Origin of the sequence: Millisia brevis NBRC 105863 (assembly GCF_001552615.1) — a bacterium.
Lineage (GTDB): Bacteria > Actinomycetota > Actinomycetes > Mycobacteriales > Mycobacteriaceae > Millisia > Millisia brevis.
In genome coordinates, this window is sequence record NZ_BCRN01000008.1 from 80,703 (window position 1) to 102,280 (window position 21,578).

The 21,578-nt window shown below is 68.6% G+C and carries 22 protein-coding genes; 13 read left to right on the forward strand and 9 right to left on the reverse strand.

The annotated features are described in order from the left end of the window. Positions 1 to 2: 2 nt before the first annotated feature. Positions 3 to 1,406: a condensation domain-containing protein gene (locus MB1_RS12830; protein ID WP_084351675.1), complete on the forward strand. Its 1,404-nt coding sequence runs from the start codon at positions 3 to 5 to the stop codon at positions 1,404 to 1,406. Here MB1_RS12830 and MB1_RS12835 read toward each other — a convergent pair. Then, the gene (locus MB1_RS12835; protein WP_066907629.1) at positions 1,342 to 1,917 is read right to left on the reverse strand and encodes a nucleosidase; all 576 of its coding nucleotides are present in this window, start codon (positions 1,915 to 1,917) and stop codon (positions 1,342 to 1,344) included. The genes MB1_RS12830 and MB1_RS12835 overlap by 65 nt on opposite strands. Positions 1,918 to 2,088: 171 nt before the next feature. On the opposite strand from MB1_RS12835, the gene MB1_RS12840 reads away from it, so the two are divergent. Both MB1_RS12840 and MB1_RS12845 read left to right on the forward strand, forming a co-directional pair. After that, positions 2,089 to 3,333: an acetyl-CoA C-acetyltransferase gene (locus MB1_RS12840; protein WP_066907631.1), complete on the forward strand. Its 1,245-nt coding sequence runs from the start codon at positions 2,089 to 2,091 to the stop codon at positions 3,331 to 3,333. A gap of 17 nt (positions 3,334 to 3,350) precedes the next feature. Beyond that, a complete protein-coding gene (locus MB1_RS12845) occupies positions 3,351 to 5,489 on the forward strand; it encodes a 3-hydroxyacyl-CoA dehydrogenase NAD-binding domain-containing protein (RefSeq protein WP_066907634.1) in 2,139 nt (712 codons plus the stop codon). A 71-nt stretch (positions 5,490 to 5,560) separates the two neighbouring features. Here the strand turns inward: MB1_RS12845 and MB1_RS12850 are convergent, their stop codons facing one another. Beyond that, entirely contained in the window at positions 5,561 to 6,124 is a 564-nt protein-coding gene (locus MB1_RS12850; RefSeq protein ID WP_369406869.1) for a lipocalin family protein, read from the reverse strand. Positions 6,125 to 6,144: 20 nt separating this feature from the next. After that, on the reverse strand, positions 6,145 to 6,804 hold the full coding sequence (locus MB1_RS12855) for a fasciclin domain-containing protein (RefSeq protein ID WP_066907640.1): 660 nt from the start codon (positions 6,802 to 6,804) through the stop codon (positions 6,145 to 6,147). A 265-nt stretch (positions 6,805 to 7,069) separates the two neighbouring features. On the opposite strand from MB1_RS12855, the gene sigK reads away from it, so the two are divergent. The 5 genes from sigK (at position 7,070) to MB1_RS12880 (ending at position 10,076) form a co-directional block, all read left to right on the forward strand. Continuing rightward, a complete protein-coding gene (gene sigK, locus MB1_RS12860) occupies positions 7,070 to 7,639 on the forward strand; it encodes an ECF RNA polymerase sigma factor SigK (protein WP_066907643.1) in 570 nt (189 codons plus the stop codon). Then, positions 7,629 to 8,360, forward strand: a complete 732-nt coding sequence (locus MB1_RS12865; RefSeq protein ID WP_066907646.1) for an anti-sigma factor — start codon at positions 7,629 to 7,631, stop codon at positions 8,358 to 8,360. Before sigK ends, MB1_RS12865 begins: the two co-directional genes overlap by 11 nt. A 133-nt stretch (positions 8,361 to 8,493) precedes the next feature. Further along, positions 8,494 to 8,925, forward strand: coding sequence for a hypothetical protein (locus MB1_RS12870; protein WP_066907650.1), 432 nt, complete (start codon positions 8,494 to 8,496; stop codon positions 8,923 to 8,925). Between the two features lie 40 nt (positions 8,926 to 8,965). After that, positions 8,966 to 9,202, forward strand: coding sequence for a hypothetical protein (locus MB1_RS12875; RefSeq protein ID WP_066907653.1), 237 nt, complete (start codon positions 8,966 to 8,968; stop codon positions 9,200 to 9,202). 4 nt (positions 9,203 to 9,206) lie between these two features. Continuing rightward, complete coding sequence (locus MB1_RS12880; RefSeq protein ID WP_066907656.1) at positions 9,207 to 10,076, forward strand: sigma-70 family RNA polymerase sigma factor; 870 nt, start codon at positions 9,207 to 9,209, stop codon at positions 10,074 to 10,076. A gap of 10 nt (positions 10,077 to 10,086) precedes the next feature. Here the strand turns inward: MB1_RS12880 and MB1_RS12885 are convergent, their stop codons facing one another. The 4 genes from MB1_RS12885 to MB1_RS12900 form a co-directional block, all read right to left on the reverse strand. Beyond that, positions 10,087 to 11,676, reverse strand: coding sequence for an MFS transporter (locus MB1_RS12885; RefSeq protein WP_066907659.1), 1,590 nt, complete (start codon positions 11,674 to 11,676; stop codon positions 10,087 to 10,089). 163 nt (positions 11,677 to 11,839) lie between these two features. After that, positions 11,840 to 13,000: an alpha-hydroxy-acid oxidizing protein gene (locus tag MB1_RS12890; RefSeq protein ID WP_218000235.1), complete on the reverse strand. Its 1,161-nt coding sequence runs from the start codon at positions 12,998 to 13,000 to the stop codon at positions 11,840 to 11,842. Between the two features lie 34 nt (positions 13,001 to 13,034). Continuing rightward, positions 13,035 to 14,342, reverse strand: a complete 1,308-nt coding sequence (locus MB1_RS12895) for a class I SAM-dependent methyltransferase (RefSeq protein WP_066907665.1) — start codon at positions 14,340 to 14,342, stop codon at positions 13,035 to 13,037. A gap of 76 nt (positions 14,343 to 14,418) precedes the next feature. Next, positions 14,419 to 15,813, reverse strand: a complete 1,395-nt coding sequence (locus tag MB1_RS12900; RefSeq protein WP_066907998.1) for an FAD-binding oxidoreductase — start codon at positions 15,811 to 15,813, stop codon at positions 14,419 to 14,421. A 190-nt stretch (positions 15,814 to 16,003) separates the two neighbouring features. On the opposite strand from MB1_RS12900, the gene MB1_RS12905 reads away from it, so the two are divergent. From MB1_RS12905 to recR, 5 genes are all read left to right on the forward strand, one after another. Continuing rightward, positions 16,004 to 16,453, forward strand: coding sequence for an SRPBCC family protein (locus MB1_RS12905; RefSeq protein ID WP_066907667.1), 450 nt, complete (start codon positions 16,004 to 16,006; stop codon positions 16,451 to 16,453). A 145-nt stretch (positions 16,454 to 16,598) separates the two neighbouring features. Next, positions 16,599 to 17,303 (forward strand): helix-turn-helix domain-containing protein, encoded by a 705-nt coding sequence (locus tag MB1_RS25105; protein WP_157084054.1) that lies wholly within the window; start codon positions 16,599 to 16,601, stop codon positions 17,301 to 17,303. An 855-nt stretch (positions 17,304 to 18,158) separates the two neighbouring features. Continuing rightward, complete coding sequence (locus MB1_RS12920) at positions 18,159 to 18,344, forward strand: hypothetical protein (protein ID WP_157084055.1); 186 nt, start codon at positions 18,159 to 18,161, stop codon at positions 18,342 to 18,344. Positions 18,345 to 18,496: 152 nt separating this feature from the next. Next, positions 18,497 to 18,826 carry a YbaB/EbfC family nucleoid-associated protein gene (locus tag MB1_RS12925; RefSeq protein ID WP_066908001.1) on the forward strand — a complete coding sequence of 110 codons (330 nt, stop codon included), beginning with the start codon at positions 18,497 to 18,499 and terminating at the stop codon, positions 18,824 to 18,826. Between the two features lie 7 nt (positions 18,827 to 18,833). Beyond that, the gene (gene recR, locus MB1_RS12930) at positions 18,834 to 19,463 is read left to right on the forward strand and encodes a recombination mediator RecR (protein ID WP_066907679.1); all 630 of its coding nucleotides are present in this window, start codon (positions 18,834 to 18,836) and stop codon (positions 19,461 to 19,463) included. Positions 19,464 to 19,478: 15 nt separating this feature from the next. On the opposite strand, the gene MB1_RS12935 is transcribed toward recR, so the two are convergent. Both MB1_RS12935 and MB1_RS12940 read right to left on the reverse strand, forming a co-directional pair. After that, positions 19,479 to 20,204, reverse strand: coding sequence for a type 1 glutamine amidotransferase (locus MB1_RS12935; RefSeq protein WP_281190041.1), 726 nt, complete (start codon positions 20,202 to 20,204; stop codon positions 19,479 to 19,481). Positions 20,205 to 20,274: 70 nt separating this feature from the next. After that, entirely contained in the window at positions 20,275 to 21,558 is a 1,284-nt protein-coding gene (locus tag MB1_RS12940; RefSeq protein WP_066907682.1) for a Mur ligase family protein, read from the reverse strand. Between the last annotated feature and the right edge of the window lie 20 nt (positions 21,559 to 21,578).

A 21,578-nucleotide genomic window follows, 5' to 3' on the forward strand; every position in this document is an offset into this window, starting at 1 on the left:
CGGTGCGGGTCACCACCATCGACCGGTATCGGATCGATCCGGGTCGGTTGTTGTCGTGGAACGTCGAGGTGTCCGGCTGCGCCGTACGCGACTCCACCGTGCCCCTGTCGTTCAACCAGTACATGCACCTGGCCGAGGCGCTCGCCGATGGTGTCGAGAGCACCTGGCTCGCCGCATCGTTGCGGGTGCCGGGTCCGCTCGATCGCCCCGCGCTCGCGGCCGCCTATCGCGCCCTGATCGTTCGGCACGGGACGCTGCGCACCTGGTTCGTGCCCCGCGCCGACGGTACCGTCGGCCGTCGAGAGTTCGACGCCGGCACGATGAGGATCGTCGCGAACCCGGAGATCGTCGCCGACCACACCTGGCCCGCGCCCCTCCGCGCGGCGCTCGATGCCGCCTGCCGACCCTTCCGTGCCCCGGCCTACTTCCTGGGAGCCGTTGATCGCGAGGGTGTCTCGACGATTCTGTGCGCCTTCGACCACGCGCACGTCGACGCCTACTCGATCGCGGTCGTCATCGATGATCTGTACCGGCTCTACCACGGATTCGCCGAATACGGGCAGGACTTCTCCGACAGTTTGCCGATACCCGGCAGTTTCGTCGACTACTGCGCGCGGGAAGCGGCCGCGGACCCGATCCTTCCCACGGATCATCGCCTCGCACAATGGGTGCGCTTCTTCGACCGGTGCGGCGGCGTACCCCCGTCCTTTCCGTTGAATCTCGGAGTCGGCCTCGGAGCGCGCGAACCCCAGGGCGTCGACGTCCGCAGCCTCCTCGGTCCGAGCGAAGCCGCACGATTCTCCGAGCTGTGCCGCAGCAATGGGGCGAGTGTCTTCGCCGGTGTCCTGGCGGCCATGGCCGAGGCGGTCCGGCACTGCGGCGGTGGGTCGGAGCTGCCGGTGTTGTTCCCGATGCACACGCGGCGGGACGCCGACAGGCGTCACGCGGTCGGGTGGTTCACCACCAACGCTCCGGTCAGGGTGATCGCCCATGGCGATGTCGTCGAGACCATCCGCCGGACCGGTGTGGCGGTGCGTGCGGCCATGCGGCTCGGGGAGGTGCCGATGGCGCAGGTGGTGGCGGCACTGGGCGAGTTCCATCGCGTACGCAAGGACATCTTCATGGTCTCTTCGGTCGACTATCGCAACCTGCCGGGAGCGGAACGACACGAGGCGGTCGACGCTCACCACATCTCGAGCGTGACCACCGCCGACGATGCCCAGTTCTGGGTCTGGCGGACCGATCGGGGCCTGTCGATACGCAGTCGCTTCCCGGACACCGAGGTCGCCCGGGAGACGATCCCGGTATTTCTCGCGGTGCTCACCGGAATTCTGCGCTCTGCTATCGCTCCCGACGACCCTGTGTCCAGTCGGCTGCCAGCGCCTGTGCATTGGCATCGAGCGTAGCGACCCACGACGTCCCGGCGCTCTCGTCCGCCTGGTCGCTGACGTGCTTGATCAACGTCGCCGGCAGCCCCGAGCGACGGGCGACCGCGGCGACGACGTACCCCTCCATGTCGACCAGATCCGCCACCCGAGCCAGCGCGAGCCGCCGTTCGGTCGAGTTGACGAACTCGTCGCCGGTGGCCAGCACCGGTCCCTCGTCGGCGAGGTCGATCGGTCCCTCGACGGGCTGGCCGACCAGCCGAGCGACCAGATCCTCGTCGAAGTCGTGCTGCAGGACCCGCCGCACGACGTGCGTGCCGGTCCACCCGTCGCGTAGCGCCCCGGCGGTGCCGATATTGATCAACCCGGACGGCCGCACCTCGCGCAGCGCGTCCATCAGGGCAAAGGCGCAACGCAGCTTCCCGACCCCGGTCACCAGGATGGGCCAATCGGTCACCAACTCGGCGACCTCCTGCTCGGTCGCCGAGACCACCAGGGGCAAATCGGGGGAGATCGGGGCACTGAGCGTCATGGTGGGGACCGTAGCGGTCGGCGACCGAGGACTCGCTGCCGTCGGGTGTCCGTTCGGTCACAACTGCTGCTCGGATCGGTCCTTGTTGCCGGCCCGCGTGAGGGGAACAGTGGGTGTTGGGTGGGGGATCGAGTGTGTGCCCACCTCCCAGTCTCGATGACGAGAGTCTCGATGACGAGCAACTTCGGAAGGACTGACGACACTGTGACCGAAGCATTCATCTACGAGGCGATCAGGACGCCCCGCGGACGAGGAAAGGCATCCGGGTCGCTGCACTCGGTCAAGCCGATCTCCCTGGTGACGGGCCTCATCGACGAGCTGCGCGTGCGTTTCCCCGATCTGGACGAGGATCGGATCTCCGACCTGCTCCTCGGCGTTGTCACCCCCGTCGGTGACCAGGGCGCCGATATCGCCCGCACCGCCGTCCTCGCGGCCGGACTGCCGGACACCGTCGGTGGCTACCAGCTCAACCGGTTCTGCGCCTCCGGCCTCGAAGCGGTCAACACCGCCGCCCAGAAGGTGCGCTCCGGCTGGGACGAGCTGGTCATCGCCGGTGGCGTCGAGTCGATGTCCCGTGTGCCGATGGCCTCCGACGGCGGCGCCTGGGCGATGGACCCGGCGACCGCCTACGACACCTACTTCATCCCGCAGGGCATCAGCGCCGACCTGATCGCCACGATCGACGAGTTCTCCCGCGAGGACATCGACAGCTACGCGGTCCGCTCGCAGGACAAGGCCGCCGCGGCGTGGTCCGGGGGCTACTTCTCCAAGTCCGTTGTGCCGGTGAAGGATCAGAACGGTCTGGTCATCCTCGATCACGACGAGCATATGCGCCCCGGCACCACGGTCGCCGATCTCGGCAAGCTCAAGCCGTCCTTCGAGGGCATCGGTGCGATGGGCGGATTCGACGCCGTCGCGCTGCAGAAGTACCACTGGGTCGAGAAGATCAACCACGTGCACACCGGCGGTAACTCGTCGGGCATCGTCGACGGTGCCGCGCTGGTGCTCGTCGGCAGCGAGCAGGTGGGCAAGGACCTCGGCATGACCCCGCGGGCGCGCATCGTCGCGACCGCCACCAGTGGCGCCGACACCACGATCATGCTGACCGGCCCGGTCCCGGCCACCCAGAAGGTGCTGGCCACCGCCGGACTGAGCCTCGACGATATCGATCTGTTCGAACTGAACGAGGCCTTCGCCTCCGTCGTGCTGCACTACCAGCGCGAGCTGAAGATCCCGGACGAGAAGCTCAACGTCAACGGCGGCGCGATCGCGATGGGTCACCCGCTCGGCGCGACCGGCGCGATGATCACCGGCACCGTCGTCGACGAGCTCGAGCGTCGCAATGCCCGTTACGGCCTGATCACCCTGTGCATCGGCGGCGGCATGGGCGTGGCCACCATCATCGAGCGAGTCTGAGGAGCCTCGAGACAACCATGAGCGACAACATCATTCGCTGGGACAAGGACGAGGACGGCATTGTCGTCCTGACGATCGACGATCCCAACCAGGGTGCCAACACCATGAACGACGCCTACCGCGCGTCGATGAAGGAGACCGTCGACCGGCTCGAGTCCGAGAAGGACTCGATCACCGGCGTCGTGGTCACCTCCGGTAAGAAGACCTTCTTCGCCGGCGGCGACCTCAAGCAGCTGATCCAGATCACCCCGGAGCACGCACAGCAGGCGTTCGACCTGGTCCAAGAGGTCAAGGCGGACCTGCGTCGGCTCGAGACCCTCGGCAAGCCGGTCGTCGCGGCGATCAACGGCGCGGCCCTCGGTGGCGGCCTGGAGATCGCGCTGGCCACCCATCACCGCATCATCGCCGACGTGCGCGGTGCCCAGGTGGGTCTGCCCGAGGTCGCGCTCGGCCTGCTGCCCGGTGGCGGCGGCGTCACCCGCGTCACCCGCATGCTGGGCGTCCAGAACGCCTTCATGCAGGTCCTCACCCGCGGCCAGAACGGGTTCCGCCCGCAGCAGGCCAAGGACACCGGCCTGGTCGACGAGATCGTCGGCTCGGTCGAGGAACTCGTACCCGCCGCCAAGGCGTGGATCGCGGCGAACCCCGACAAGGGTGTACAGCCCTGGGATGTCAAGGGCTACAAGATCCCCGGCGGAACCCCGAAGTCCCCGGCGCTCGCTCAGGTGCTGCCGGCCTTCCCGGCCAACCTGCGCAAGCAGCTCAAGGGCGCCCCGATGCCCGCACCGCTGGCGATCCTCGCCGCGTCGGTCGAGGGTGCGCAGGTCGACTTCGACAACGCCTCGACCATCGAGTCGCGGTACTTCGTCGAACTGGTCACCGGCCAGGTCTCGAAGAACATGATCCAGGCGTTCTTCTTCGACCTGCAGGCGATCAACAACGGCCAGTCGCGCCCCGACGGGTACGAGAAGACCACCTTCTCCAAGGTGGCCGTGCTCGGCGCCGGCATGATGGGCGCGGGCATCGCCTACGTCTGTGCCAAGGCCGGCATCGATGTCGTCCTCAAGGACGTCACCATCGAATCGGCCAACAAGGGCAAGGCCTACTCGGAGAACATCGAGGCCAAGGCGCTGCAGCGGGGCAAGACCACGCAGGAGAAGGCCGACGAGTTGCTGGCCCGTATCCACCCGACCGCCGACCCGGCGGACGTGGCGGGAGCGGATCTGGTGATCGAGGCGGTCTTCGAGTCGCAGGAGCTCAAGCACAAGGTCTTCCAGGAGATCGAGGACCTGGTCGCGCCGGACGCGCTGCTCGGCTCCAATACCTCCACCCTGCCGATCACCGGTCTCGCCACCGGCGTGAAGCGCCAGGAGGACTTCATCGGTATCCACTTCTTCTCGCCGGTCGACAAGATGCCGCTGGTGGAGATCATTCGCGGTGAGAACACCTCGGATGCCGCGCTGGCCAAGGCGTTCGACCTCGTGCAGGCGATCAAGAAGACCCCGATCGTGGTCAACGATTCGCGCGGCTTCTTCACCTCGCGGGTGATCGGCACGTTCATCAACGAGGCGATCGCCATGGTCGGCGAGGGCATCGAGCCCGCGACGATCGAGCAGGCCGGATCGCAGGCGGGCTACCCGGCCCCGCCGCTGCAGCTGTCGGACGAGCTGACGCTCACCCTGATGCAGAAGATCCGCAAGGAGACCGAGGCGGCGATGCTCGCGGCCGGCAACAAGCCGATCGAGTCGACCGCCGATACCGTGGTCGACCGTATGGTCGACGAGTTCAAGCGTCCGTCGAAGGCCGCCGGCGCCGGTTTCTACGAGTACCAGGACGGCAAGCGCGTGAGCCTGTGGCCCGGTCTGCGCGAGGCGTTCTCGTCGGGCCCGACCACGATCCCGTTCCAGGATCTGATCGACCGCATGCTGTTCATCGAGGCGATCGAGACGCAGAAGTGCTTCGACGAGGGTGTTCTGAACACCACCGCCGACGCGAACATCGGCTCGATCTTCGGCATCGGCTACCCGGCCTGGACCGGTGGTGTGCACCAGTTCATCGTCGGCTACCCGGGCGGTCAGGCGGGCTTCGTCGCCCGCGCCGAGGAGCTCGCCAAGACCTACGGTGAGCGCTTCACCCCGCCGGACTCGCTCCGGTAATTCGTTCGCGACACCCGAGAGGTGGCACCCGGTTCGCCGGGTGCCACCTCTTGTCGGTTCCGGGTGTGCGCCTACTCGAGGGTGCAGAGCGGCACGATGCGATCGAGCCCACCCGTGGTCGGTGACGTCATCAGGAAGCAGGAGTTGAATCCCCGCGCCTCGACCACCGAGCGGATCTGCCGCCATCCGTCATCGGACACCGCCGGCGTTCGCGAGAGCACCCACGCGGAGGTGCGGCTCGGATTGCCCACCAGTGCCCACGAGTAGTCGTCGGCGACGTACGTGAGCACGTAGTTGGTCGGTCCGTCCTCGCTGCCCTGGAACGGGATGTTCCGGAAGCTGACGTGGAATTCGCCGACCCCGTTCGCCCGCGCATTGCCCTCGACCCCGCGCCGTTCACCGGCAAAGGTGGTACACGAGTTGGTGACCGCGATATTGTTCTCGTCGATCACCGCGTACTCGGCGGTGGCGTCGAGGTAGCAGTCGATCGAGAACGGCGCCGGGATGGTGGCCAACTGGTACCAGGTGCCGCTGGCGTACCGCTCGACGTCGACCTGCGCGACCGGCGCCAGCGGGGCCGCCGACGCGACCGCCGGGGACAGCAGCGCGAGCGCCGCGGCCGCCGAGATCGCCACGAGCCTGCTGATCCTGCGCATTACTGGGCCGGGGTCAGGACGCCGTCCACCAGGTACACGGTGGCATTGGTGGTTTCGATACCACCGCAGATCACGTTGGCGTCGTTGACGGTCAACGCATCCGGGGCGCCGGCGACGGTCACCTCGGAGCCCTCCAGTGTCGGATGGACGCCGGCGATCTCCCCGGGGGCAGCTTCACCCTCCACCACGTGATAGGTCAGGACCTGCGTCAATGCCGTCGGATCCGCGGCGAGCGCTTCGAGGGTCGCCGGGTCGAGAGCCGCGAACGCGTCATCGACGGGGGCGAAGACGGTGAAGGGGCCACCTTCGAGAGCTTCGACCAGATTGACCTCGGGGTTGAGTCCGCCGGACACCGCCGAAGCCAGCGTGGTCAGGATCGGAACGGTGGTGACCGCTTCGACCAGCGAACCGTTGGCCAACTCCTCGACCGAGCCCGGCCCGCTGGGCACCTGCTCGACATATGCCGCGCATCCGGGGCCCAGTGGTCCGGCGGCGACGGCTTCCTCGGTGGTCGTCGCCATCGTGGTGGTCTCCTCGACCACCGAGGTCTCCGCCGCGGTGGTGTCGGCGGTCGTGGAGTCGTTGCTGCTGCATGCCGCCATGCCCAGGCTCAGTGCGCCGATACCGATGATGGCGATGCTTCTGCGATTGATGCCCATCGAAGTGCTCCTCGTGTCGCGCGGCCGCAGCCGCCGGGGTGTCGGACAGCGACCCGCCGCCGGCTCGGATCGACCGGCGACAGCCGCAGGGTTGGTCACCTGTCATTCGGAGCGGCTCCCGGGGTGGATGGGTGGAATTTCCGATTTCTGTGAATCCCCTCCCGCAGGCGGCGCCCATCCGGGTGCCGGACAGCTCCGAATAACGGTTGTGGCCGTACTCGAGCAGCGACGTTGTAGTCTCGGCGGCAATGAGCGGAGATCGCCGGTGACGGACGTCGGAGAAGGTGCCGAGGTCCTCGAGACGTTGATGGCGCGCATAGTGGCGCGCGATCGGGACGCGTTCGCGCGGCTCTACGATCTGACATCCGCCGTGGTGTACGGCACCGTTCTTCGGGTGTTGCGCGACCCCGGGTACAGCGAGGAGACCGTGCAGGAAACCTATCTGCAGGCGTGGCGGCATGCCGAGCGCTACGACGCCTCGCGCGGTTCGGTGTCGACCTGGTTGGTCACGATGGCCCACCGCCGGGCGGTCGACAGGGTGCGTTCCGAACAGTCCCGCGGTGAGCGGGACCTGCGGGCCAATGCGCCGGAACGGGCATTCGATGCGGTGGCGGAGGCGGTCGTGGTTCGCGACGATCGCCGGCGGGTCGCCGATTGCCTCGACTCCCTGACCGATCTGCAGCGGCAGTCGGTGGAGTTGGCGTATTACCGGGGCCTGACCTACCGGGAGGTCGCGGAGAACCTGTCGGTGACCCTTCCGACGGTCAAGACCCGGATCCGCGACGGGCTGCAGCGGTTGAAGTCCTGCCTGGGAGTGGGGCGAGATGACGGATGACCGGTCGGTCGCCGGGTCCCCGCACGACGACGACCCGGTCGACCTCGCTCCGCTGTACGCGCTCGATGCCCTCGACGATGTCGAGCGCCGCCGCTTGGAACGTGCCCTGGAATCCGCCCCGGCCCCGGTGGTCGCAGAATTCGATCGACAGGTCGACCAGGCCCGTGAGGTGATGGCGCGGATCGCCGAGGCGTCCGCGATCGAACCTCCCGATCGGCTGCGGGCGGAGGTACTCGGCGCGCTCGACCGGGACGGCGGTGGAGGCGCCGGTGGACCGGGGATACGGCGGTGGTTGCTGCCCGGGCTGGCCGCCGCAGCGGCGGTGGTGATCGCGCTCGCGGGCGTGGCGGTGGGCAGTCTGTTGAATCCGTCTCCGGAGACGGTGTCCGAGCAGGTTTTCGCGGCGTCCGATGTGCGCACGGTGTCCGCCGCGATCGGCGGCGACGGCACGGCGACGGTGGTCTTCTCCCGCACCACCGACGCCGGCGTCCTGGTGATGAACAATGTGCCGCCGCCGGCGGCGGGCACGGTCTATCAGATGTGGTTGCTCGGTCCGGCCGGGCCGGTCTCCGCCGGCACGATGGCCCCCGACGACGTCGCGCCCTCGACCACCGCGGTGCTCGAGGACATCGGCACCTCGACCGGGCTGGGCTTCAGTGTCGAACCACCGGGCGGATCGGTCGCTCCCGGCGAGATTTTCGCCGAACTGCCACTCGTCTGACCTGCGGCGACAGCCGGATGTCGGCGGTTGTCGGTGTCGACCGACCCGGACCGGTCACATCTGTCGTGTGCGGCTCGTCATAGTAGGGAAAGGTCCGCACCACCGGCGGACGAACCCGGGAAAGGGACGAGTCATGGCTGACGGATTCAGCGCGGCGGAACGAGCCGCGATGAAGCAGCGCGCGGAGGAACTCGCCGCGATGAAGGGCGTCAAGGGCACAACGAAGAAGATCAAGGAATTGCAGGCCTGCATCGACGCTATCGGAGAGCTGACCGGTCTGGACAAGCAGGTCGCCGAGCGGTACCACGTCATCGTCACCGAAGAGGCTCCCGACCTCGATCCGAAGACCTGGTACGGGTTCCCGTCCTATGCCCGCGACGGCGAGGTGCTCACCTTCGTCCAGCCGGCCACCAAGTTCGATACCCGTTATCCCACCGTCGGTTTCCAGGAGAACGCGCAGCTCGACGACGGCGCGATGTGGCCGGTCGCCTACGCGGTCGTCGAATGGAACGACGACGTCGAGAAGCGGTTGCGCGCCATCGTCCGCAAGGCCGCCGGCGCCTGAGCCCGGCTCCCCACCATCACCACCCGATCGAGGAGACACCATGAAGACCATGACCTGCCGTCAGCTGGGCGGCCCCTGCGAAGTCGAACACCACGGCGCGTCCGCGGACGACGTCATCCAGGCGCAGGACCGGCACCTCAAGGAGGCCGAGAAGGCCGGTGACGCCACCCATCAGGAGGCGCGCGACGCGATGAAGGGCCGGTGGCGGCGGCCGAAGAAGTCGCTCGACTGGTACCGCGCGATGCAGAAGGCGTTCGCCGACCTGCCGGAGAACTGATCCGATGACCGATGCCGCGGTGACCGAGCAATTCGAGGCCGAGCGGCCCCGCCTGATCGCGTTGGCCGGTCGGATGCTCGGCAACGCCGCCGACGCCGAGGACGTCGTCCAACAGGCGTGGCTGCGGTTGCACGCCACCGAGACCGAGATCGAACGGCTGCCGGCCTGGTTGACCACGGTGACCGGCCGGCTGTGCCTCGACCGGCTGCGCGCCCGCGCCCCCGAGCCGGTCGAGGACATCGATGTCCACCTCGCCCGGGACGATTCGGACGAAAGCGCCCGCGACCCGGCCGATCTCGCGGCTCTGGCCGACACCGTCGGCGTCGCCCTGCAGGTGGTGCTCGAACGGCTGCGCCCGGACGAGCGGGTGGCGTTCGTGCTGCACGACAGCTTCGGCTATCCGTTTGCGACGATCGCGGCGGTCCTCGACACCACCCCGGCGGCGGCCCGCAAGCTCGCCTCCCGCGCCCGCGCGAAGATCACCCAACCGTCGCCCGAGGATCAGCTCGCCGACTGGGAGGTGGTCGACGCGTTCATGGACGCCGCCCGCGGCGGCGACCTCGCCCGGCTGCTCGACCTGCTCGCCCCCGATGCGCAGGTGCGCGCCGACGAGGCCGCGGTCCTGCTCGGTACTCCGGAACGGATCGACGGCAGCGATGCGATCTCGGCGTTCTTCAACGGGGCCGCGCATGCCGCGTTGGCCGTCTACACCGGCGACCGCCCGGCCGCGGCCTGGTTCGATCGCGGCGTCGCGCGGGTGGTCTTCGACTTCACCCTGATCGACGGCAAGGTCGCCGGGATCACCTTCCGCGCCGCGCCCGAGGTCCTGGCCGAGGTGGTCCGACGGAAGGACGCGCGACGGATCGAGCGGTGACGGTGCGCGGTCAGCCGCGGGTGTCGAGCAGCGCCGAGGCGGCGGGCTTCCACGGCATGCGCAGCGCGACGATCACCGCGCAGACCAGGCAGGCGCCGACCGTCGCCCACGTCGCGTACTGGAACCCCTCGAGGGTCGCCGACTTCATCGACAGGATCAGGTCGGCCTTCGCGGCGTCGAAGAGCGCCGGGGTGTCGCGGTTGGACATCTCGAGGACGGCCAGCACGCTGTTGGCGGCAAACTCCTTGTCCAGGTCGGACATCAGGGCGGTGGGTACCGCATCGACCAGCGGACGCACGGTGCTGGTGTAGTAGGACGCGACGATCGATCCGAGGATCGCGATGCCGAGGGCGCCGCCGATCTCGCGGGTGGTGTCGTTGACCGCCGAGCCGGCGCCCGCCTCGTCCAGACCCACCGACCCCATGATCGAGTCGGTGGCCGGGCCCTGCACGATCGCCAGCCCGATACCCATCAGCACCATCGACAGCAGGACCGGGCCGACGTACGGGGTATCCACGGTCACCGATCCGGCGATGAACATGCCGCCCGACAGCACCACCAGACCGAGGACGATCATGGCCGTCGCGCCGGCGCACTGGGCGATCATCGTCGCCGCGGGTGCGGTGACCGCGACCGCCACCGCGAACGGCAGGGACGCCAGGCCGAACTGCAACGGCCCGTACTCCCGCACACCCTGGAAGTACTGGCTGATCAGGAAGAGGAATCCGAACATCGAGAAGTAGGCGACGGCGATGGCCATCGCGGGCATCGAGAAGCGCGGCAGCGCGAACAGTCCGATGTTCAGTACCGGGAACTCCACCCGCGACTCGCGACGCACGAAGGCGACGAGGGCGAGCACGCTGATGACGTAGCCTGCGATCGACACCGGCGAGACCCAGCCGCGGTGCGGCGCCTCGATGATCGTCCAGACCAGGACGCCGACGGCGACCAGCGACAGTGCGATGCCCGGGATGTCCATCCGCCCGCTGTGGCCGGACCGCGACTCGGGGACCCAGATCATCGCCGCGCCCGCCACCAGCAGCGCGATCGGCACGTTGATCCAGAACACCGAATGCCAGCTGAAGTGCTCGAGCAGCCAGCCGCCCACCGTCGGCCCGATCCCGACGGCGAAGCCCGCCATCGCCGTCCAGGCGGCCACCGCCAGCGCCCGGGCCTTGCCCGGCTCGAAGATCGCGATGACCAGGGCCAGCGTCGCCGGGAAGACGGCGGCGGCGAAGACGCCCATGCCCGCCCGGGCGATCAGGACCTGTTCGATACCGGTGGCCAGGGCCCCGACCAGGGACATCACCGCGACGCCGGCCAGGCCGATCATCATGATGCGGCGTCGGCCGTAGCGGTCGGCGAGGTGGCCGAGCGCCAGCAGGAAGCAGGCGAAGGTCAAGGTGTAGGCGTCGACGATCCACTGCATCGAGCTGAAGCGAGCCTGCATGTCGAGGGCCATCGTCGGCAGCGCGACCACGACGATCGTGTTGTCGAGCAGCACCAGCAGTTCGGCGATGCAGATCACCAGTAGGGCGACCCACCGGGCGCGGGAACGCTGCGGGGTGCGGGAATCCGAGCCGGCTATGGTCTCCGTCATAACTGGTGAATGTATGAGTGACGCGCCGTAACGGCAAGACGTGTGAGCTCGCTGTGGGGGAACGAACGATCAACCGGCTAACGTGCCGTGGATCACAAAAGGGTCGGCGGGACGAGCCGCGACGTCGGCCGTACCGGCGGGGAAGTCTCGGGTGGGCCGTCGATCAGGCTTCGGTGAAGCGGCTGATACCGGCCATGCCCGCGGTGATGTCGAGGTCGGCCAGCAGGCTGCGCAGCGCGTGGGTGACGCCGTCCGCACCGGCGAGGCCCAGGCCGTAGACCCAGGGCCGGCCGTAGAGGACCGCCTTGGCGCCGAGATCGCGGGTGGCGAGAATATCGCTGCCACAACGGATGCCGGAGTCCAGTAGCACATCCGCCCGGTCGCCGACCGCGCTGACGATCCCGCCGAGGGCCTGGAGGGAGGCGATCGCCCCGTCGACCTGTCGGCCGCCGTGGTTGCTGACGATCACACCGTTCGCGCCGGCGTCGACCACGGCGCGGGCATCGTCGGGGTGCAGGATGCCCTTCACCGCGATCGGCAGCGTCGTCCACTCGCGCAGGGTGGAGATCGACTCCGGCCGCAGGGTGTGGTTGCCGAACATCCCGACCCAGGTCAGCACCGCCATCTGCCGCGCCTGCTCCGACTCCTCGGGCGGGGCCTGCAGGCGACCGCGGAAGACCGGGTCGGAGAAGTAATTCGCCACGCCCTTGGCCTGCAGGAAGGGCAGGTGGGCCAGTTCGAGATCCCGCGGCCGCCAGCCCATGCCGGGGGTATCGGCGGTGACGATGATGGCGGCGGCGCCGGCCTTCTCGGCCCGTTCGACCAGCGAGCGGGCGACCTCGTCGTCGGCCGGCCAGTAGAGCTGGAACCACCACGGCGCGCCGCCGGCCTCGGCGATCGTCGCGGCGTAGTCCTCGATGGTGGTCGATGCCGCCGTCGACAGCACCGAGCCGACACCGAGCGGTGCGACCGCCCGCGCGACCGCGCGCTCGGCGTCCGGGTGCACCAATTCGAGCACCCCGATCGGCGCGGTCAGCACCGGTGCGGGCAGTGCGGTACCGAGCACCGTCACCGACAGGTCCCGACCGTCGGGTGCCGACGACCCGGTCCACATCCGCGGGACCAGCCAATGCTCGTCGAACGCGGCGATGTTGTTCGCCATGGTGCGCTCGGTACCGGCGCCGCCGGCGATGTAGGCGAATACCTCCGGCGCGAGGGTGTCGCGGGCGCGGGCCTCGAGCCCGGCGGCGGTCACCGGCAATGCCGGGCGGGTCCCGCCGAGGCCGAGGAAGTAGGTCTCGTTCTGAAACTGTCCGAAACTCACGTCCCGCACATTACGCGCCGTGTGCGGTCCGGTGTCAGCCGTTCCACCAGGGGCGCAGGGGAAGTCCGGCCGAGCCCTGCTCGTCGAGCTTGACCGCCAGCACCTGGTGGAGCTGGACGATATTGCGCTCGAACCCGAGCCGCGAACCCGCCATGTACAGACCCCACACCCGAGCGGTCGACGGACCGACCTCGGCGACGCAGGCGTCCCAGTTGGTGACCAGGTTGCGGCACCACTGTTCGAGGGTCAGGGCGTAGTGCTCGCGCAGATTCTCCTCGTGCCGCACCTCGAGTCCGATGTTCTGGATCTCGGTGATGATGCGGCCCGAACCGGTCAGCTCCCCGTCGGGGAAGACGTACCGGTCGATGAATCCACCGGCGCGCGGGTCCTTGTGGTTGTCCGGGCGGGTGATGCAGTGATTGAGCATCAGACCGCCGGGTCGCAGCCGTTCGGAGATGAACCGGAAGTAGCTCGGATAGTTCGACACCCCGATGTGCTCGGTCAAACCGATCGAGGACACCGCGTCGAAGCCGGTTTCGGTGATGTCGCGGTAGTCGCTGTGCCGCACCTCGGCCAGGTCGCCGAGGCCCTCCTTCTCGATCGCGGCCTGCGCCCACTGCGCCTGTTCCTTCGACAGCGTCACGCCGAGAGCCTTTACCCCGTGGCGCGCCGCGTAGCGGACCATCGAACCCCAGCCGCAGCCGATGTCGAGCAGCCGGTCACCCGGCTTCAGGTTCAGCTTCTCGAAGACCAGTCGATATTTGTTGTCCTGGGCTTCCTCGAGCGTGGCCGCCGCGTCGGGGAAGGCGGCGCAGGTGTACGTCATCGACGGGCCGAGAACGTATTCGTAGAACGTATTGGAGACGTCGTAGTGATGGTGGATCGCTTCGGCGTCGCGGGTGAACGAGTGGCGCAATCCCTCGGCGAGCCGCCGCCAACGCGGCAGCGCCTCCTGCGGCGGCGGTGCGACGGGGATGAACCTTTCGAGGCCGAGGGAGCGGGCGACCAATGCGAGGTCGCGGGCCGACGGCCGGGTGAAGTGCATCTCGCGCAGGACCTGGAGCAGGTCGTAGGGGTCGCCGGGGTGCGTGCCGGTCATCTCCAGATCGCCGGAGATGTAGGCGCGGGCCATCCCCAGGTCTCCGGGGGCGGTCACCAGGTAGGTGACCCCGCGCGGCGTCTTCAGGTTCAGCCCGAACTTGGCATCCGGGTCGCCGGTGGAGCTGCCGTCGTAGGCGGTGAAATGCAGCGGCAACGCCTCGCCCGTGAAGATCTCGAGGACCTCGGCGAGAGTCAACGGGGGCTGCGCGGTCGGGCTGTTCGAATCTCGAAGCAACGTCATGATCGTTCCTCTCGTGGAGGGCGGATATCGGTATCGGTGACCCTGGTACAGCTGCGCGACGGCGTCGTTGCCGTCGTCATCGCCGCTGTACCACCTTCGAATACAGGTCGAGCAGACGGTGATCGGGGTCGTATATGTCGCGGAGCCGCCGATAGTGCGCTCCGCCGTAGAGGGAGTCGAATTCCTCGGGGCCGTAGTAGGCCTCCGAGTAGAGCGACTTGTGCCCGTCGAGTGCGGAGACCCGCTTCTCGATCAGTCGATTGGCGTGGCCGGGGTCGCCCGGGGTCATCGGGACCGATGACCAGAAGCCGACGTTGACGTAGGTGCGTTTCGGCTCCAGTGGGTAGAGCGGCCAGCGGCGGTCGGCGTCGTCGGGCCGACCCGACTCGCGCAACCGCAACGGGCACAACCATATCGGCTCGATCGGAAGGGCGTCGAGGAACCAGGAGACGAATTCCTCGGTGCGGTCGAGTGGCACCTCGATGTCCTGCACCACCCGCTCGCGCGGCGGATTGCCCTTGCGCGCCTCGAGCCGATCGGCTATCGAAAAGCGCTGGTCGAGGGCGATCAACTTCCAGTAGAAACTGCTGCGCCGATACCGTTTCGGCCAGAGCCGGCGGATCCGGGGGTTCTGGGCGCCGAATGCCCGGGAGCACCAGAACCAATCGGTGTCCCACCGCCAGATGTAGTCGGCGATGGTCAGCCGATCGCGCTTCGGTGCGGTCGAGTCGTGCCGGATCGACCGGTAGTAGATCCGCTGCCCGGTGTAGTCGCTGACCGGCCCGGGCTCGTCGGTCTTGCGGCCGAGCGTCAGATAGGACTCGTCGGCGGTGAACACCACCCCGTCGAGATAGTCGACCGTCTCGCCCAGATAGCTACCGCTCGCACCGATCTCGTCGATCGCGTCGATCAGCGGGCCGAGCGCGTGGAAACGGACATGACGCAGGGCGACGAAGGGCGGGGCCGGCTCGAGGGCGATCTTCAATCGCGTCGAGTAGCCGAGGGTGCCGTAGGAGTTCGGGAATCCGCGGAACAGATCGGCGTGCGGCCCGTCCGGGCCGGCGGTGACGACCTCGCCGCTGCCGGTCAGCACGTCGACCTCGAGGACCGACTCGTGTGGCAGCCCGTTGCGGAAGGACGTCGACTCGATGCCGAGGCCGGTGACCGCGCCGCCGAGCGTGATCGTCTTGAGCTGCGGAACGACCAGAGGGAGAAGTCCGAACCGGAGGGTCGTCGCGACGAGGTGCTCGTAGGTGCACATGCCGCCCACGTCGGCCGTGCGGGCGTCCGGGTCGACGGCGATGACCGCGTCCAGCCCGTCGACGCGCAGGCCCGGGCCGCGGTTGGCCGCGCGGGCGCGAAAGAGGTTGGAGGTCTTCTTGGCCAGCCGCACGGGCGAGTCCGCCGGGATCGCGCGGAACTGCTCGATCAGGTCCTCGACGACGCGGCGATGTTCCGCGAAGCCGGTGATCGGCTTCGCCCCCAGATCGAGATCCGCTCGTGAAAGCGCCACTTCGCCAGACTAGTCGCGGGGTCCGACGACTTCCACAGATCACCGTCACACCTGGTGGCGGCCGGTCGCCCCGCGGGGGCAGGATGATGCGGTACATCGGCACCCACGGGTGCGCACCCGAAACTCAGTTCAGGAGGGACCCACTCACGTGTCCACTGTGACCTCGACCGCCACCGTCACCATCCCCGCGCCGCCGCAGCGTGTTCTCACCGCGCTGGCCGACTATCGCCAGGTCCGCCCGCGCATCCTCACCGAGCACTACCGGGACTACCGCGTGGTCGAGGGTGGGGAAGGCGCCGGCACCGTCGTCGGCTGGATCCTGCAGGCGACGTCCAAGCGTTCGCGCAATGTGCTGGCCACCGTGACGGTCGCCGACTCCACCGTGACCGAGACCGACGGCAATTCGACGATGGTCACCGCCTGGCAGGTCGCGCCGGCCGGCGAGGGCTCGCGGGTCACCGTCACGAGCTCGTGGCAGGGCGCGAGCGGCATCGGCGGATTCTTCGAGCGCCTCTTCGCCCCGCGCGCATTGGCCGCCATCCAGCGCGACGTGCTGACCAACCTCGCGCGCGAGCTGTCCGACTCCGGCACGGAATAGACCCGCGAAGGCAGGCGGGTGGGGATGACACGCCCGCCGGCCTGCCGGAACGCGGGTAGCCGGAAGTCGGGCTGAGCAACGCGGTTTACCCCCCACCACCTGGCTATATATACACTTCTATGACTTTCTCGCTATAGTTGTGTCTATGCGCGGCTCGGTAACGACCAAGGAAGCTGCCCAGCAACTCGGGGTTGCGCAGAATCGTGTGCGCGCACTGATATCCGCTGGAACTCTGCGTGCCGAGCGGATGGGCGCTCAGTGGCTGGTTGACAGCGACAGCCTCGCCCGCCACGCGGAGTTGATGAAAGCAGGGGCAACAACTCGATCGTTCTCGACTCGAGTCGCCTGGAGTGCCGCGGCCCTGTGCGACGGTGCCGGAGACAACCTCTCGGCTACCGAGCGTCATCGATTGCGCAAGCGGCTCGCGAGGCGCCGAGAAGGCGACACCGTCGCGCTTGTTCGGCGATGGCTGTCCCGGCGCGCCGACGAAGTGGTGCGCTACCGCATGGGTTCCGAGGACATCGCCGAATTGTTGGCCGCGGATGGTGTGGTGGCGACCGGCGTCAGTGCCGTCGAACGATATGGGCTGGCGATGGCCACCGGCGGTAGCGTCGATGCCTATGTCAGCGCGGACACCCGTAATCGTCTGGTCGGGGACTTCTATTTGATCGAGAGCGTGGAGGGCAACCTCACGCTGCGGATCGTCCGGGCCGATGTGTTGCGTGGGATCGGCGCGGTGGCGCACCGCCTCATCGTGGGAGCCGACCTCGCCGAGGACAGCGATGTGAGGACGTGTGCCGTTGGTCGCGAGTTGATCGACGCTGCGCTGCGTGAGGTTGCTCGGACGTGAGCGACCCGTGCGATGACGCGGTGTGCACAGCGCTTGCGGCGATCACGGGCCAAACGATCGGGAGCGTACGTGAGCAGGTGGCGGTCGACGGGGAATCGGGGGTGGACGCAAGCCCCGGCAGGATCTCCGGATTCGTCGAGAATCTATGCACCAGGATCGGACTTGCTCCCGCCATCGACGGTGAGGATCAGCGCCGGTGCATCACCGCAGTGCGGGACGCTTTCGCTGCGGGGTGCAGCGTGCCCGCACGGCGGCTGGAGAGTTGGGAATCGATACTCCGGGCAACTCCGGAGCAGATTCCCACCGTCGACGTAACCCCCATCGTGTTGCCGGACACGCCTTCCCATCAAGAGGCCATGTGGAAGACCCTCGTGGCTTTCGAAAGCACCCAACCCTTTCCCTGGGTCCTTGTCGGCGGGCAGATGACGGCGCTGCACCGCTACGAGCACGCGGATACGGGTGCCCGGCCCACCGATGACGGCGACATCGTCGTCGGGGTGTGGACGCGGCGCAGCGCCTTGCGAGAAGCCTCTCGCTATCTGGTTGCCGCGGGATACGAGGAGCGGGCGACAGTCGACGGGTATGGATACCGCTACTCGAAGGGAAAGGCTCTGGTCGACGTGATGATTCCGGAGGGCCTGGGAACCCCAGAAGCGCTATCCGTCGACCGGTTCGGGGCGGCCGGGGCTCGGCATACGTGGTGGAAATCAAGCTCTGACACGGGCTGTTCGCGTACCGGTCGATGTCGCAGGACTGCGCGGATACGTGCGGCGCCCCACCCTCCTGGGGAGTCTCGTGGTCAAGGCGCACGCCTGTGTTGAGGATGGTCGGGAGCCTGATCGCCACGCTCAGGACGTGGTTGCTCTGGCGGAGATCGCCTTCATGTCATCGTCGTTGCGAGCCATGCGTCGAGACGTCCGGCCCGACGACCGCAGAGTTCTGCGGCGGGCGCTTGGACGCCTGCCGGTGGACCATCGCGCCTTCGCGGGCGCCCGCGAACCCGCCGCGGTCCGTCGCTTCCTCGAGGTCCTGTCCGCGTGAACCAGCCGGGCGCCGATTGTCCGTCGTGCCGACCGCTGCGAGGTCACAACGTCCTTCGCGAGCCCCCGGGAGGACTGTGGCTAAGCTGGAGGAAGCGTTCTTCCCATTCGATCCGTCCGTTCACGACCCTCCCGAGAGGACACGCCGCCGTGGTGCAACCGGGTGAGCCCGATATCTCCGCGCTGCTGCAGCAGGCGCAGGCCATGCAGCAGCAATTGCTCGAGGCGCAGGAGAAGCTGACCTCGGCCCAGGTCACCGGTCAGGCCGGCAATGGCCTGGTCACGGCCACCGTCACCGGCGGCGGCGACCTGGTGTCCCTGACGATCGACCCGTCGGTGGTCGATCCGGAGGATGTCGAGACCCTGCAGGACCTGGTGATCGGTGCGATCGCCGATGCCAACGAGGGCACCCGGCGGCTGGCCGCCGAGTCGCTCGGCGGTCTCGCGGGCGGGATTCCGGGGCTGCCCGGCTTCCCCGGATAGGAGCTGCGTGTACGTCGCCTCGGTCTACGAGGGCCCGGTCCAGGATCTGATCGACGAGTTGGGCAAGCTGCCCGGTGTCGGCCCCAAGGGCGCCCAGCGCATCGCTTTTCATCTGCTGTCGGCCGATCCTGCCGATATCGACCGGCTCGGCGCCGTTCTCGAGCGCATTCGGGACGGGGTGCAGTTCTGTGCGGTCTGCGGCACCGTCGCCGACGGTGAACGCTGTCGGGTCTGCGCCGACGAGCGGCGGGACGCCTCGATGATCTGTGTGGTCGAGGAGCCCAAGGACGTTCAGGCGATCGAACGTACCCGGGAGTTCCGCGGGCGCTATCACGTCCTGGGCGGGGCGCTCGATCCGTTGTCGGGTATCGGCCCCGATCAGCTGCGCATCCGCGAACTGCTGACCCGGCTGGCCACCCCCGACAACGGGGTCGAGGTCACCGAGGTGATCCTGGCGACCGATCCCAATACCGAGGGCGAGGCGACCGCCACCTATCTGGTGCGGATGATGCGCGACTTCCCCGGGCTGACCGTCTCGCGGCTGGCCTCGGGTCTGCCGATGGGCGGCGATCTGGAATTCGCGGACGAGCTGACCCTGGGGCGTGCCCTGACCGGTCGGCTCGTCCTGCGTTCCTGATCGACGTCCGGCCGGTCAGGCGCTGAGGCGTTCGCGGCGCAGCTGATCGATCTCCGCGATCGGCAGCGGTTCGAGAGCGTCGATACCCATCGCTCGCGCCAGGAGATGATCGGCGAACTCCGGATTGCGGGCCAGCGCCGGGCCGTGCATATAGGTGCCGTAGACCGAGCCCTGCACCGCGCCGTCCACCGGATCGCCGGCGCCATTGCCCACCCCGCGGGTCACCGCGGACAGGGGGCGGGCGTCGGGGCCGAGAGCCGAACCGCCGCCGTGGTTTTCGAACCCGGTGAGCGGTTGGGTGAGGCCTTCGACCAGCGGGGTGCCCGCCAGCTCGCCGATCGCGCGGGTCGGCCGCGGCGAGGTGGTCAGGTCGAGCAGACCGACGCCGTCGACCCGTTCGCCACTGCCGGTGAGGAACCAGTGGCCGAGCACCTGGATCGCTGCGCAGATCGCCAGCACCGGCGCTCCGCGCCCGGCGGCGCGCTGCATGCCGGGATGTTCGAGCAGGTGGCGGGTCGCCAGCCGCTGCGCGTAATCCTCGGCGCCACCGAGGGTGTAGATGTCCATCGAGTCGGGGACCCCGTCACCGAGGGTGATCGAGACGATCTCGGCCGGGATATTGCGCATCAGCAGTCGCTGCCGCAGCACGAGCGCGTTGCCGCCGTCGCCGTAGGTGCCCATCACGTCCGGCAGGACCAGGCCGATGCGAACGGCCGATTCCCGTGCCCCCGAAGTGCTCACAGTCGATGTGTCCCCGTCCTGGCCGTGCTCGTTGGTCGCCTGCGCCCCGCTCGATTTCGTTCCTGCCGGCTCAGCCATGCCCCGCCAATTCGGTCGACCGGGCCCGCGCCCGGGTCAATGCCCGATTGAGGTCGCGGAAGGCGGTGTAGTTGGCGAGCACCTCGACGCGGCCGGGCGGGCAGGACGCGATCGCCTCGAGCGGATCGTGGATCAGGCTGTGCTCGGCGCCGGCGTACGTCAGCCGCACCCCGAGGTCGGTGCCGCGTTCACCGGCGGCGACCACCCGGGTGGACTCGAAGTGTTCGAAGCGCACATCCCACAGCCAGGAGAGGTCCTCGCCGTCGGGAACCTGCCCGTTGACCGCGATCACCAGCCCCTCGGCGTCGGAGTCGATCATCGACAGGGCCTCCTGCCAGCCGGCCGGGTTCTTGGCCAGCAGCATGCGGATCTCGTGCGGGCCGTGCTGCACGGTCGAGTAGCGACCGGCGATCTCGCTGACGGTGGACACCGCCGCGAGGGCCGCCTCCGGGTCGGCGCCGAGGGTGACCGCCGCCGCGACGGCCTGCGCGGCGTTGCCGCGGTTGGCCCGGCCCGGCAGGGCGAGCGTCATCGGCAGCGACAGGCCGCCGGGCCCGTACAGATGCGTCTCGTCGAGCCACCAATCCGGTTCCGGGCGTGCGAAGTCCGAGCCGGTGCTGCGCCAGTGCGTGCCCTCCCAGACGATCGGCTCGCCGGTGCGCGGGCAGCTGACCGAGTCGCCGACCCAGGCGTTGCCCGCGGCGACCCACACCACATTGGGGCTGTCGTAGGCGGCGGAGGTGACCAGGATGTCGTCACAGTTGGCGACGACGGTCGCCTCGGGATGGGCGGTCAGCCCGGCCCGCAGCCGCCGCTCGATCCCGTTGATCTCGTGGACCCGGTCGAGCTGGTCACGGCTGAGGTTGAGCAGGATCACCGCCTCGGGGGTGACCTCGTCGCAGACGTGCGGGACGTGCAGTTCGTCGACCTCGAGGGCGGCGTACTCGGCGTTCGGGTGCGCGCTGAGGGCCGCAACGATGCCGGCGTCCATATTGGCGCCGTCCGCCTGGGTGGCCACGTCGCCGAGCGTCGCGAGCGCCGCGGCGGTCATGCGGGTGGTCGTCGACTTGCCGTTGGTTCCGGTGATCACCACGGAACGCTTGTCGGCGGCGAGCTGACGCATGATGGTCGGGTCGATCTTGAGGGCGATCAATCCGCCGATCATCGAGCCGTTGCCGCGGCCCGCCGCGCGCGAGGCGCGGGCGGCCAGATCGGCCGCCCGCAGACCCAGTCGGGCTCGCCGCCGCATTGTCCGCCGACTCGAAGGGGATGCCATGCCGGAAAGTGTGGCATACC

Coding starts and splice junctions, on each gene's coding strand:
- MB1_RS12835 (WP_066907629.1), bottom strand. CDS start 1,917: ATGACGCTCAGTGCCCCGATCTCCCCCGATTTGCCCCTGGTGGTCTCG.
- MB1_RS12885 (WP_066907659.1), bottom strand. CDS start 11,676: ATGACGGAGACCATAGCCGGCTCGGATTCCCGCACCCCGCAGCGTTCC.
- MB1_RS12855 (WP_066907640.1), bottom strand. CDS start 6,804: ATGGGCATCAATCGCAGAAGCATCGCCATCATCGGTATCGGCGCACTG.
- MB1_RS25105 (WP_157084054.1), top strand. CDS start 16,599: ATGCGCGGCTCGGTAACGACCAAGGAAGCTGCCCAGCAACTCGGGGTT.
- MB1_RS12875 (WP_066907653.1), top strand. CDS start 8,966: ATGAAGACCATGACCTGCCGTCAGCTGGGCGGCCCCTGCGAAGTCGAA.
- MB1_RS12865 (WP_066907646.1), top strand. CDS start 7,629: ATGACGGATGACCGGTCGGTCGCCGGGTCCCCGCACGACGACGACCCG.
- MB1_RS12895 (WP_066907665.1), bottom strand. CDS start 14,342: ATGACGTTGCTTCGAGATTCGAACAGCCCGACCGCGCAGCCCCCGTTG.
- MB1_RS12880 (WP_066907656.1), top strand. CDS start 9,207: ATGACCGATGCCGCGGTGACCGAGCAATTCGAGGCCGAGCGGCCCCGC.
- MB1_RS12840 (WP_066907631.1), top strand. CDS start 2,089: ATGACGAGCAACTTCGGAAGGACTGACGACACTGTGACCGAAGCATTC.
- MB1_RS12940 (WP_066907682.1), bottom strand. CDS start 21,558: ATGGCATCCCCTTCGAGTCGGCGGACAATGCGGCGGCGAGCCCGACTG.
- MB1_RS12870 (WP_066907650.1), top strand. CDS start 8,494: ATGGCTGACGGATTCAGCGCGGCGGAACGAGCCGCGATGAAGCAGCGC.
- MB1_RS12845 (WP_066907634.1), top strand. CDS start 3,351: ATGAGCGACAACATCATTCGCTGGGACAAGGACGAGGACGGCATTGTC.